This is a genomic window from Sulfuritalea sp. (genome assembly GCF_017302275.1).
Taxonomy (GTDB): domain Bacteria; phylum Pseudomonadota; class Gammaproteobacteria; order Burkholderiales; family Rhodocyclaceae; genus Sulfuritalea.
This window is the reverse complement of sequence record NZ_JAFLDR010000030.1, coordinates 21,625-33,208: the sequence shown is the minus strand read 5'-3', so window position 1 is coordinate 33,208 and position 11,584 is coordinate 21,625. Positions and strand designations below refer to the sequence as shown.

At 64.7% G+C, this 11,584-nt stretch carries 11 protein-coding genes; 4 read left to right on the top strand and 7 right to left on the bottom strand.

All coding sequences use genetic code 11. The annotated features are described in order from the left end of the window. Positions 1-21: 21 nt before the first annotated feature. The 3 genes from guaB to J0M27_RS15275 form a co-directional block, all read right to left on the bottom strand. The gene (guaB, locus tag J0M27_RS15285; RefSeq protein WP_294993465.1) at positions 22-1,482 is read right to left on the bottom strand and encodes an IMP dehydrogenase; all 1,461 of its coding nucleotides are present in this window, start codon (positions 1,480-1,482) and stop codon (positions 22-24) included. A gap of 100 nt (positions 1,483-1,582) precedes the next feature. Next, positions 1,583-1,903, bottom strand: coding sequence for an RnfH family protein (locus J0M27_RS15280; protein ID WP_294993462.1), 321 nt, complete (start codon positions 1,901-1,903; stop codon positions 1,583-1,585). Beyond that, on the bottom strand, positions 1,896-2,327 hold the full coding sequence (locus J0M27_RS15275; RefSeq protein WP_294993459.1) for a type II toxin-antitoxin system RatA family toxin: 432 nt from the start codon (positions 2,325-2,327) through the stop codon (positions 1,896-1,898). Before J0M27_RS15275 ends, J0M27_RS15280 begins: the two co-directional genes overlap by 8 nt. Positions 2,328-2,648: 321 nt before the next feature. On the opposite strand from J0M27_RS15275, the gene smpB reads away from it, so the two are divergent. Continuing rightward, a complete protein-coding gene (gene smpB / locus J0M27_RS15270) occupies positions 2,649-3,098 on the top strand; it encodes an SsrA-binding protein SmpB (RefSeq protein ID WP_294993456.1) in 450 nt (149 codons plus the stop codon). A gap of 25 nt (positions 3,099-3,123) precedes the next feature. Next, positions 3,124-4,305: a multidrug effflux MFS transporter gene (locus J0M27_RS15265; RefSeq protein WP_294993454.1), complete on the top strand. Its 1,182-nt coding sequence runs from the start codon at positions 3,124-3,126 to the stop codon at positions 4,303-4,305. Positions 4,306-4,365: 60 nt separating this feature from the next. On the opposite strand, the gene J0M27_RS15260 is transcribed toward J0M27_RS15265, so the two are convergent. Together J0M27_RS15260 and J0M27_RS15255 are read right to left on the bottom strand one after the other, a co-directional pair. Continuing rightward, entirely contained in the window at positions 4,366-5,178 is an 813-nt protein-coding gene (locus tag J0M27_RS15260; protein WP_294993498.1) for an SAM-dependent methyltransferase, read from the bottom strand. Between the two features lie 17 nt (positions 5,179-5,195). Next, positions 5,196-6,038 carry an NYN domain-containing protein gene (locus J0M27_RS15255; RefSeq protein ID WP_294993452.1) on the bottom strand — a complete coding sequence of 281 codons (843 nt, stop codon included), beginning with the start codon at positions 6,036-6,038 and terminating at the stop codon, positions 5,196-5,198. A 119-nt stretch (positions 6,039-6,157) separates the two neighbouring features. Here J0M27_RS15255 and recQ point away from each other — a divergent pair, with 119 nt between their 5' ends. Continuing rightward, positions 6,158-8,014 (top strand): DNA helicase RecQ, encoded by a 1,857-nt coding sequence (gene recQ, locus J0M27_RS15250; protein ID WP_294993449.1) that lies wholly within the window; start codon positions 6,158-6,160, stop codon positions 8,012-8,014. Positions 8,015-8,165: 151 nt separating this feature from the next. After that, complete coding sequence (locus J0M27_RS15245) at positions 8,166-9,410, top strand: nitronate monooxygenase (RefSeq protein ID WP_294993446.1); 1,245 nt, start codon at positions 8,166-8,168, stop codon at positions 9,408-9,410. A gap of 222 nt (positions 9,411-9,632) precedes the next feature. On the opposite strand, the gene cysM is transcribed toward J0M27_RS15245, so the two are convergent. Next, entirely contained in the window at positions 9,633-10,535 is a 903-nt protein-coding gene (gene cysM / locus J0M27_RS15240; RefSeq protein ID WP_294993444.1) for a cysteine synthase CysM, read from the bottom strand. Continuing rightward, positions 10,532-11,530 (bottom strand): ADP-glyceromanno-heptose 6-epimerase, encoded by a 999-nt coding sequence (gene rfaD / locus J0M27_RS15235; protein ID WP_294993441.1) that lies wholly within the window; start codon positions 11,528-11,530, stop codon positions 10,532-10,534. The genes cysM and rfaD overlap by 4 nt, the downstream gene beginning before the upstream one ends. Between the last annotated feature and the right edge of the window lie 54 nt (positions 11,531-11,584).

The window sequence follows — 11,584 nt, the reverse complement described above, 5'->3', positions numbered from 1 at the left end:
CCTTTCGCGCGGTGGAAGGGTTCAGTCGATATGGTAGTTCGGTGCTTCCTTGGTGATCTGCACGTCATGCACATGCGATTCGCGGATGCCGGCCGAGGTGATTTCGACGAATTCCGCCCTGGCCCGCATTTCGTCGATAGTGGCGCAGCCGACATAGCCCATCGAGGAACGCAAGCCGCCCATCAACTGGTGAATCACGGCGATGACCGGGCCTTTGTAGGGAACGCGGCCTTCGATGCCTTCGGGCACCAGCTTTTCGACATTGGCATCCGAATCCTGGAAGTAGCGGTCCGCCGCCCCGTCCTTCATCGCGCCGAGGCTGCCCATGCCGCGATAGGCCTTGTAGGAGCGGCCCTGGTAGAGCACGGTCTCGCCGGGCGCTTCTTCGGTACCGGCGAACAGCCCGCCCAGCATCACCGAACTGGCGCCGGCGGCGATGGCCTTGGAAATGTCGCCCGAATAGCGGATGCCGCCATCGGCGATCAAAGGTATGCCGTCGGCGGCCAGCGCACTGGCAACCATTTCCACGGCCGTGATCTGCGGCACGCCGACGCCGGCGACGATGCGCGTGGTGCAAATCGAACCGGGGCCGATGCCGACCTTGACGCCGTCGGCGCCGTGATCGACCAGCGCCCTGGCCGCGTTGGCGGTGGCGATGTTGCCACCGATCACTTCCACCTGCGGAAAGTTCTTCTTCACCCATTCCACGCGCTTCAGCACGCCGTCCGAATGGCCGTGGGCGGTATCGACCACGATCACATCCACGCCGGCCTCGGCCAGCAGTTCGGCGCGTTCCTCGGTGCCTTCGCCGACGCCGATCGCGGCGCCGACGCGCAGGTGGCCCTGCTCGTCCTTGCAGGCGAACGGGTGTTCGCTCGACTTGAGGATGTCCTTGACCGTGACCAGGCCGCGCAATTGGAACGCACCATTGACCACCAGCACGCGCTCCAGGCGATGCTTGTGCATCAGGGCCTTGGCCTCTTCCGGCGAACTGCCTTCATTGACGGTGATCAGGCGCTCGCGCGGGGTCATGATGTTGCCCACCGCCTGGTCGAGGTTGGTCTCGAAGCGCGTGTCGCGGTTGGTCACGATGCCCACCACCACGCCGTTATCGACCACGGGCAAGCCGGAAATGCGGTAGCTGCGGGTCAAGGCCAGCACTTCGCGCACGCTCATGGTCGGCGGCACGGTGATGGGATCCTTGAGCACGCCTGACTCGAAACGCTTGACCTTGGCCACCTCGGCGGCCTGCGCCTTGGGATTCAGATTCTTGTGCACGATGCCGATGCCGCCTTCCTGGGCAAGCGCAATTGCGAGGCGCGCTTCCGTCACCGTGTCCATGGCGGCGGAAAGCAGGGGCAGGTTCAACTGGATCTTGCGGGTAAGGCGGGTAGCGAGGCTGACGTCGCGGGGGAGGATCGCCGAATGGGCGGGTACCAGGAGGACGTCGTCAAACGTCAGCGCCTTCTGGAGCAATCGCATAGTAAATTCCTTCGTTCCAAAACAGCATTATACGCGAGAGCCCGACGGTCATTGCCGTGCCGCCAGCGCCGACTTTCGACACGGCGACATGTAGCGATGCTCAGGCTTCGCCGCCCTCGCCGCCGCCCTTTTTCATGACTTTCCCCTCCGCTGCGCGCTGTTTGCGAACTTCCTTGGGATCGGCGATCAGCGGCCGGTAGATTTCCACCCGGTCGCGGTCGCGCAGAGGGGTATCGATCTTAGCGAGCTTGGCGTAAACGCCCAGCTTGTTTTTCGCCAGATCGATTTCGGGGAATTTCGTCAGCAGTCCCGAGGCTGAGATCGCCTGGCCCGCGGTACTGCCGACCGGGACTTCCAGGCTGGCGATTTCCTGGCGTTCCGCCAGGGCGTAAACGACTTCGACGTGAATGGTTTCAGCCATAGACCTGCCCTGCCCTTTTTACGAAGGAATCGACGAAGGTGTTGGCGATGTGGTGGAACACGGGCCCCAGCGCCTTTTCCAGCAGGTGGCTGGAAAACTCGTAGTGCAGGCGGAATTCTACCTTGCAGGCGATGTCGCCCAGCGGGGTGAAACGCCAGTGGCCGTCCATGTGGGTGAAGGGCCCGTCGGTCAGGCGGATGTCCATCAGCGTCGGCTCCTGCTTGGTGTTCTCGGTCGAAAAGTGCGATTTGAGGCCGTGGTAGTTGATGTGCACCGTCGCCGCGGTAAGCGTTGGCGTGCGCTCGCGCAAGTCCGTGCCGCCGCACCACGGGAGAAATTGCGGATAGTCCTCGATGCGATCCACCAGGGCGAACATCTGTGCCGGCGTGCGTTCGATGAGAACGGATTTTTCGACCAGGGCCATTCAAGTCGCATGAACCGCGTACAGTAGAATGTCGCATTTTAGAGCCCATTTCAGCAGAAATCATGCCCCGCGTTGAGACCAGGATCGGATGGATGCAAGGCGCGGCGCACAGCCAATGGTTATTCCATTGGCAAGCGCTGCAACGCCGCAGACGCCGATCCTGGTCTCAACCCGAAGGGCCGGCTGGCGTAGGGCGCGCTGCCACGTTGTCGGTCGCTTGCAGGGATGTACCCTGCGGCACTCCCTCCGCCTCGCATCACATCCCAACGCCAACCGGCGCGGGGTACGATTCCTACTGAAATGGGCTCTTAGCGCCGCCCCATGAGCATCGCCGACAACAAAAAGGCATTCCACGATTACTTCATCGAAGAGCGCTACGAGGCCGGCCTGGTGCTCGAAGGCTGGGAGGTGAAGGCGATCCGCGCAGGGCGGGCGCAGATCAAGGAGGCCTACGTGGTGATCAAGAGCGGCGAGGTCTTCCTCATCGGCGCCCACATCACGCCGCTGCTGTCCGCGTCGACCCACGTCCATCCCGACCCGGTGCGCACGCGCAAGCTGCTGCTCAACGCGGCGGAAATCAGCAAGCTGATAGGCAAGGTGGAACGCGCCGGCTACACCCTGGTGCCGCTCGACCTGCATTACAGCAAGGGCCGCGTCAAGCTCTCGGTCGGCCTGGCCAAGGGCAAGAAGCAGCACGACAAGCGCGATGCCGAAAAGGAGCGCGACTGGGTGCGCGAGAAAGCCCGCGTCATGCGCGATCGCCGTGGCTGATCAGGCGCGCCCGGCGCGCGAGCCGATGAGCGCCACCACCCTGCTCTGGCTGGTAACGGGCTGCATGATGCTGCAGCCCCTGTCGACCGACCTCTACCTGGCTTCGCTGCCGGGCATGGCGCTGGATTTCGGTGTCAGTCCGGCTGCCGTGCAGCAGACCCTGTCGCTGTTCGTCTTCGGCTTCGGCACCGCGCAACTGGTCAGCGGCCCGCTGTCCGACCGCTACGGCCGCCGCCCGGTACTGATCGGCGGGCTTGCCCTGTACCTCTTGTCCGGACTGGGCTGCGCCCTGACGCCGAGCCTGGGCTGGCTGATCGCGGCGCGTTTCGTCCAGGCCGTCGGCTGCTGCACGGCCGTGGTTGTCGCGCGCGCCATCATCCGCGACGCCTACTCGCCGGCCGAAGGCGCCCGCGTGATGGCAAAAGCCTTGTCGCTGCTGTCGCTGGCGCCCATCTTCGGGCCGATCCTCGGCGGCTACCTGCAGGTGGCCTTCGGCTGGCGTGCTGCCTTCGTCACCCTGGCGCTGGCGGGTATGGCGATGTGGTTCGCCGCCATGCGCCACCTGACGGAATCCAACCCCAGACTCAACCCGGATGCGATGCGTCTGAGCCATCTGGCCGCCACCTACCGCGACGTGCTGCGCACCCCGGCCTTCTGGGCCTATGCCCTGCCCGGCTCGCTCTCCTATGCCTCGATCTTCGTCTTCATTTCGGGTACGCCATTCGTCCTGATCAAGGTACTCGGCGTGCCGGCCCAGTATTACGGCTACCTGTTCGCCTTCGGCGTTCTCGGTTATCTGGGCGGTACCCTGATCTGCCGCCGCCTGCTGGGCCGTATCGGCGTAGCGCGCGTACTGGCGCTGGGAACCACCCTGGGCATGCTAGGCGGACTGGGCTTCCTGCTGCTGGTGCTCGCCGGGCTGAGCCACTGGACACTGGTGGTGATGGCCCAGTTCGTGGTGATGACGGCCCACGGCATCAACTTCCCCTGCGCCCAGTCCGGCTCGCTGGCGCCTTTTCCGGACAAAGCTGGTGCCGCCGCCGGCCTGTTCGGCTGCCTCGTCATGTATGCCGCACTGGCGGCCGGCACCTGGGTCGGCGGCAGCCACGACGGCACGTTGTTGCCGCTGGCCTCGATCAGCGCCACCGTCGGCGTCATCCTGTTCGTCGGCACCTACCTGCTGGCACGCATCGGCAAGGTGGAGTAGCGGGAATCGCCGTAGCGTCAGCGACCGAAGGAAGTCCCTGTGGGGCGCCGACTTTTGCGTTCAGCAATCGAAGCGCTCCCGCAGATCGTCGAGGTTCAGTTCCTGAAGTATCCGCCCCAGCCGCTCGCGGGCATTGCCGCGCGGCGCGGCGCCGCGGCGGGCGATGATCAGCTCGTTCTTCATCGAATGTTCCCAACCCACCAGTTCGGTGACCGTGAGCTGGTAGCCGTGCGCTTCCAGCAGCAGGCAGCGCAGTACGTTGGTCACGTGGCTGCCGAACTCGCGGGTGTGGATGGGGTGGCGCCAGATTTCCGCCAACGCGCCGCGCGCCAGCGATTCGTTCTTGTGCCGGCGCAGCGCGGCGGCGACTTCGGCCTGGCAGCAGGGCACCAGCACGATGAATCTCGCCCGCTTGGCCAGGGCGAAGCGGATCGCGTCGTCGGTAGCCGTGTCGCAGGCATGCAGCGCGGTGACGATATCCACCTGCGGCGGCAGCAGCGGCGACGCGATGGATTCCGCCACCGACAGATTGAGCAGCGACATACGCGCAAAGCCCAGCCGCAATGCCAGGTCGCGGGATTTCTGGACCAGTTCGGCCCGCGTTTCGATGCCGAACACCCGGCCGACATCGCGTGACTTGAGGAACAGGTCGTAGAGGATGAAGCCCAGGTAGGACTTGCCGGCGCCGTGATCGACCAGCGTCAGATCGCCTTGCGCCGCCAGGGATTCTTCCAGCAGCGGCTCAATGAACTGGCAGAGGTGGTAGACCTGCTTCAGCTTGCGCCGGCTGTCCTGGTTGAGCTTGCCGTCGCGCGTCAGGATATGCAGTTCCTTGAGCAATTCCAGCGACTGTCCGGGGCGGATCTCCACCATGGCGCCCGCCGGACGGCTCAATCGTCGACTGCCAGGCGGATGATGTGCTGCCCGGACTTCTCGTCGCGTTCGAGCAGCAGCAGCTTGTGTTTCTGCGCGTCCTCGAGCAGTTCGCCGAAGGAACGGTAGCCATAGTAGGACTCGCTGAATCCCGGCTTGCGCCGCTTCAGCGTCTGCTTGACCATCGAGCCCCAGATCTTTTCATCCTCGCCGCGCTCGGTGACCAGCGCCTCGACCGTCGCCACCACCAGGTCGATCGCCTGCTGGCGCTTGGAGTCTTCCGGTTTGTCTTCTGGTTTCTCACCGGCCTTGGGCTTGGCCGCGGCGCTGGCGATCGGCTTGGCGGAAGTCTTGCGTTCGCCGCGCGGCTTCTTGGCCGGCAGTTCGCGCACCAGGTCGTCGTAGAAAATGAACTCGTCGCAGTTGGCCGCCAGCAGGTCGGAGGTCGCGGCCTTGACGCCGACGCCGATCACGCGTTTGTTGTTCTCGCGCAGCTTGGACACCAGCGGCGAGAAATCCGAATCGCCGCTGATGATGACGAAGGTGTCGACATGCGACTTGGTGTAGCAAAGGTCCAGCGCGTCGACCACCATGCGGATGTCGGCCGAGTTCTTGCCGGACTGGCGCACGTGGGGGATCTCGATCAGTTCGAACGAGGCCTCATGCATCGGCGCCTTGAACTCCTTGTAGCGCGCCCAGTCGCAATACGCCTTCTTGACCACGATGCTGCCCTTGAGAAGCAGGCGTTCGAGTACCTTGCCGATGTCGAACTGCGCGTATTTTGCGTCACGCACGCCCAGCGCCACGTTCTCGAAGTCGCAGAACAGCGCCATGCTGGTGATTTCGGGGTTTCCTGCCATGTGGGTTGTCCGTCGCATCGAATTGGAAGGTGAGAGTTTCGCATGAACGCTTGCAACGCCGTGTCATCGGCGCCGACTTTTTGGCCGGCTGCACGTCGCGCCCGATGCGAACGGGCATAATGCACGCCCCCTGGATCACCGGCAATTTCCCTGTGACAAATCCGCTCGACACGCTGCACCGCGTCTTCGGCTATTCCTCGTTCCGCGGCGCGCAGGAAGAGATCATCGGGCATATGCTCGCCGGCGGCGATGCGTTGGTGCTGATGCCGACCGGTGGCGGCAAATCGCTGTGCTACCAGATCCCGGCCATGTTGCGGCCGGGTGTCGGCGTCGTGGTCTCGCCGCTGATCGCGCTGATGCAGGACCAGGTCGATGCCCTGCTGCAGGCCGGCGTGCGCGCCGCCTTCATCAATTCCTCGCAGGATTTCGCCGCGGCAATGGAGATCGAGCGCCGCCTGCGCGAGGACGAACTCGACCTGGTCTATGTCGCGCCCGAGCGCCTGCTGACCGAACGCTTCCTGGCGCTGATGGATTACCTCGCGAGCCGCAACCGCCTGGGCCTGTTCGCCATCGACGAGGCGCATTGCGTGTCGCAATGGGGCCACGATTTCCGTCCCGAATACATCCAGCTGTCGGCCCTGCACCAGCGCTATCCGCAGGTGCCGCGCATCGCCCTGACGGCGACCGCCGACCAGCTCACCCAGCGCGAAATCATCAGCCGGCTCGGACTCGATGCGGCGCGGGTGTTCGTCGCCAGCTTCGATCGGCCCAACATCCGCTACACCGTGGTCGAGCGCGACAACCCACGGCGGCAACTGCTCGACTTCCTCGCCGGCTACCGGGGCGCCGCGGGGATCGTGTATTGCCTGTCGCGCAAGAAGGTCGACGAAACCGCCGAGTGGCTGGAGCAGCAGGGTATCGCCGCCCTGCCCTACCACGCCGGCCTGGAGGCCGCCACGCGTCAGCGCAACCAGCAGCGCTTCCTGCGCGAGGACGGCATCGTGATGGTGGCCACCATCGCCTTCGGCATGGGCATCGACAAGCCGGACGTACGTTTCGTCGCCCACCTCGACCTGCCCAAGAGCCTGGAAGCCTACTACCAGGAAACCGGCCGCGCCGGACGCGACGGCGAACCAGCCGAAGCCTGGATGACCTACGGCCTCAACGACGTGGTGATCCATCGCATGCGCATCGACGAATCGGTTGCCGGCGAGGAACAGAAGCGCATCGAGCGCAGCAAACTCGACGCCCTGCTGGCCTGGTGCGAAACGGCGGATTGCCGGCGCGCGCTGCTGCTGCGCTATTTCAGCGAGGAAGCCGGAGCCTGCGGCAACTGCGACACCTGCCTCGCGCCGCCGGAAATGTGGGATGGCACGGTGGCCGCGCAAAAGGCCATGTCGGCGGCGCTGCGCACCGGGCAGCGCTTCGGCGCCGGCCACCTGATCGACGTCCTGTGCGGCAAGGCGACCGACAAGGTGCGGCAGTTCGAGCATGGCGAACTGCCCACCTTCGGCGCCGGCGCCGACCTCGACGAGGCGGCGTGGCGCTCGGTGTTCCGCCAGTTGCTCGCCGCCGGCCTGCTGCATGCCGATGCCCAGGCCTTTGGCGCCTTGCGCCTGACGGAGGCGGCGCGCCCGGTGTTGAAAGGGGAGTCCCGGATTTCGCTGCGCAAGGCGGCAGCGCGCACGCGCGGCAAGGCGAAGCTGGCCAAAGAGTCGGCGCTGGCGGGACGGCGGTCCGCCGCCGACCTCATCCTCGGTGCCGACGACGAATCGCGCTTTGCCGCGCTGCGCGCATGGCGTGCCGACCTGGCGCGCGAACAGGGCGTTCCAGCCTATGTCATCCTCCACGACCGGAGCCTGCGCGAACTCGCAATGCGACGCCCGGCCGCGGTCACTGATTTGCTCGATGTGCCCGGCATCGGGCAGGCCAAGGCCGACCGCTATGGAGAGGCCCTGATCCGATTATTGGCTTGATTCGCGACAATTTTCCGTCGCCTGTGCGTCATATGGGTGTGCCGGCAGGCGATAATGTCGCGCTGCGATTGAAGTTCCAGGGAGAGGCCGGCACCGGATCGAGCGGGCGCCGCGCGCAGCGACAGAAACCAAAATACGGGAACGTTTTTCAATGAAGCGCGTCGATGATTTTCGCCTGCGGCTGGGCAAGCAGGAACTGGTGCCGATCATGGTCGGTGGCATGGGCGTGGATATCTCGACCGCCGAACTGGCGCTGGAGGCCGCGCGGCTGGGCGGCATTGGCCACATCTCGGATGCCATGGTGCCGACGGTGTCCGACCGCCGCTTCAATACCAAGTACGTCAAGAACAAGTTGCGCCAATACAAGTTCAACGTCGCCAACACCGAGAAAGCGGTGGTTCAGTTCGACCTCGGCCTGCTGGTGGAAGCCACCGCGCTGCACGTCGGCCGCACCATGGAGGCCAAGCGCGGTGACGGGCTGATCTTCATCAACTGCATGGAAAAGCTGACCATGAACGCGCCGAGGGAAACCTTGCGCGCTCGGCTCAAGGCGGCGCTCGACCACGGCATCGACGGCGTGACGCTGGCGGCCGGGCTGCACCTCGGCTCGTTCGCGCTGATCGAGGACCATCCGCGCTTTCGCGACGTCAAGCTCGGCATCATCGTTTCTTCGCTGCGCGCCTTGCAACTGTTCCTGAAGAAGAGCGCGCGCACCGGCCGCCTGCCCGATTACGTGGTCATCGAAGGGCCGCTGGCCGGCGGCCACCTCGGCTTCGGCATGGATTGGGCCCAGTACCACCTCGCCACCATCGTCGCCGAGATCCGCGACTGGATGCAGGAGCAGCAACTCGATATTCCGCTGATTCCCGCCGGCGGCATCTTCACCGGATCGGACGCCGTAGCCTTCATGGAAACGGGCGCCGCGGCGGTGCAGGTGGCGACGCGGTTCACCGTGGCGAAGGAATGCGGCCTGCCGGAAAAGGTGCAACAGGAATACTTCAAGGCCAGCGAGAAGGACATCGAGGTGAATACCATCTCGCCCACCGGCTATCCCATGCGCATGCTGAAGAACAGCCCGGGCATCGGCGATGGCATCCGACCCAATTGCGAGGCCTATGGCTACCTGCTGGATTCGAACGGAAGTTGCCAGTACATCGAGGCCTACAACCGGGAAGTGGCACTGCACCCCGATGCGAAGAAGGTCAAGGTCATGGACAAGACCTGCCTGTGCACCCACATGCGCAACTTCGAGATCTGGACCTGCGGCCACTACACCTACCGGCTGAAGGACACCACGCGCCGCAACGAGGACGGCAGCTACCAGTTGCTGACGGCGGAGCACATCTTCCGCGACTACCAGTTCAGCACCGACAACCAGGTCGCGCTGCCGGGCTGAGCCGCAGGCCCAGGGCTTGTGAAGAAATCGTAACGAGCGGGCCGCAGCGGGGTGCGGCCGGAGCGCAGCTACCGGAATGCACTTATTTGTGCATGAGGGCGAGGCGGGGTTTCGCGAAGCATGCTTCGCGCCGCCGCAGCCGGCCGGCTGTGCAAAGCCGGCCGTGGAAGAGCACCGCCCAAGCCCCGATCCGGCACGCGCAGTAGATTTATTCGCAAGCTCTCAGGCCGGGAATACCCCGGTGGACAGATAGCGGTCGCCGCGGTCGCAGACGATGCTGACGATCACCGCATTTTCGACCTGGCTGGCAATGCGCAAGGCGACCACCATCGCGCCGCCGGACGATATCCCGGCAAAGATGCCTTCCTCGCGCGCCAGTCGCCGCGTCATTTCCTCGGCCTGGCCCTGGCCGACGTTCTCGACCTGATCCACCCGCGAACCGTCGTAGATCTTCGGCAGGTAGGCTTCCGGCCACTTGCGGATGCCGGGAATCTGCGAGCCTTCTTCGGGCTGGCAGCCGACGATGCGGATCGCCGGATTCATTTCCTTGAAGTAGCGCGAGCAGCCCATGATGGTGCCGGTGGTGCCCATGCTGGAGATGAAATGGGTGATGCGCCCCTCCGTGTCGCGCCAGATTTCCGGCGCGGTACCCTCGTAATGCGCCAGTGGATTGTCCGGATTGGCGAACTGGTCGAGCACGATGCCCTTGCCGTCCGCCATCATCCTGTCGGCCAGGTCGCGCGCCGCTTCCATGCCGCCGGCCTTGGGCGTCAGAACCAGTTCGGCGCCGAAGGCGCGCATGGTCTGGCAGCGTTCCACGCTCTGGTTCTCCGGCATGATCAAGGTCATGCGGTAGCCGCGCATCGTTGCCGCCATCGCCAGCGCGATCCCGGTATTGCCGGAGGTGGCCTCGATCAGGGTGTCGCCCGGCTTGATGCGGCCGCGTTGCTCGGCGCGCGCGATCATCGATAGGGCGGCACGGTCCTTCACCGAACCGGCGGGATTGTTGCCTTCCAGCTTGGCCAGCACCACGTTGTTGCGCCGGGCATTGTCCGCGCCGGGCAGACGCTGCAACTGCACCAGCGGCGTGTTGCCGACGAAATCGCCGAGTGATCTGGATGTCATCGCGCGAGCCACTTCACGTACTCGGCGACGCCCTGCTCGACCGTGGCGAATTCTTCCCGGTATCCCGCACGCCGCAACTGGCCGAGGTCGGCTTCGGTAAAGCTCTGGTACTTGCCTTTCAGCGCGTCGGGAAACGGGATGTACTCGATGATGCCCTGCGCCACCAGTTCGGCCACCGACTGCGCCGGCTTGCCTTCCAGCGCGCGACAGGCATTCACGGTCGCCGCGGCGAGTTCGTTGAAGCTCTGCGCGCGTCCGGTGCCGAGGTTGAAGATGCCCGAGGCGCGGGTTTCGAGGAAGTCCATGTTGACCCTGGCGACGTCGCCGACATAGACGAAATCGCGGCGCTGCTCGCCATTGCCGTACCCGGCATGACCTTCGAACAGGCGGACCTTGCCGTCGGCACGGTACTGGTTGAAATGGTGGAAGGCCACCGAAGCCATGCGCCCCTTGTGCTGTTCGCGCGGGCCATAGACGTTGAAATAGCGGAAACCGACGATCTGTGAGTCGGCGCCGGCCGCGTCCGGCCCGATTCGGCGCCGGACCACCTGGTCGAAAAGGAACTTCGAATAGCCATAGACGTTGAGCGGCGCCTCGTAGTCGCGTTCCTCGCGGAACATCCCGCCGCCGCCGTAAACGGATGCCGACGAGGCATACAGCAGGGGAGTTTCCTGCTCCATACAGAAGTCGAGCAGCGTCTGCGAATAGCGGAAATTGTTGGCCATCATGTAGCGACCGTCGGTTTCCATGGTGTCCGAGCAGGCGCCCTGATGCAGGACAGCCTCGACGCCACCGTCGAGCTGGCCATGCTCCACCAGATCGAGGAATTCCTGCTTGTCGAGGTAGTCCGCGATCTCGCAGTCGGTCAGGTTGAGGAACTTGTCGGCGCGCTTGAGGTTATCCACCGCGATGATGTCGGTGACACCCCGCTCGTTCAGCGCCTTGACCAGGTTGGCGCCGATAAAGCCGCAGGCGCCTGTGACGACGTAGTACATGTTTTCTCCAAAGCCTTGTCTGTCGATCGGGCCAGGCCCGAAAGGGAGTGGTGA

Coding starts and splice junctions, on each gene's coding strand:
- smpB (WP_294993456.1), top strand. CDS start 2,649: ATGAGCATCGCCGACAACAAAAAGGCATTCCACGATTACTTCATCGAA.
- recQ (WP_294993449.1), top strand. CDS start 6,158: ATGCACGCCCCCTGGATCACCGGCAATTTCCCTGTGACAAATCCGCTC.
- guaB (WP_294993465.1), bottom strand. CDS start 1,482: ATGCGATTGCTCCAGAAGGCGCTGACGTTTGACGACGTCCTCCTGGTA.
- J0M27_RS15275 (WP_294993459.1), bottom strand. CDS start 2,327: ATGGCCCTGGTCGAAAAATCCGTTCTCATCGAACGCACGCCGGCACAG.
- J0M27_RS15245 (WP_294993446.1), top strand. CDS start 8,166: ATGAAGCGCGTCGATGATTTTCGCCTGCGGCTGGGCAAGCAGGAACTG.
- J0M27_RS15265 (WP_294993454.1), top strand. CDS start 3,124: ATGAGCGCCACCACCCTGCTCTGGCTGGTAACGGGCTGCATGATGCTG.
- J0M27_RS15280 (WP_294993462.1), bottom strand. CDS start 1,903: ATGGCTGAAACCATTCACGTCGAAGTCGTTTACGCCCTGGCGGAACGC.
- rfaD (WP_294993441.1), bottom strand. CDS start 11,530: ATGTACTACGTCGTCACAGGCGCCTGCGGCTTTATCGGCGCCAACCTG.
- J0M27_RS15260 (WP_294993498.1), bottom strand. CDS start 5,178: ATGGTGGAGATCCGCCCCGGACAGTCGCTGGAATTGCTCAAGGAACTG.
- J0M27_RS15255 (WP_294993452.1), bottom strand. CDS start 6,038: ATGGCAGGAAACCCCGAAATCACCAGCATGGCGCTGTTCTGCGACTTC.
- cysM (WP_294993444.1), bottom strand. CDS start 10,535: ATGACATCCAGATCACTCGGCGATTTCGTCGGCAACACGCCGCTGGTG.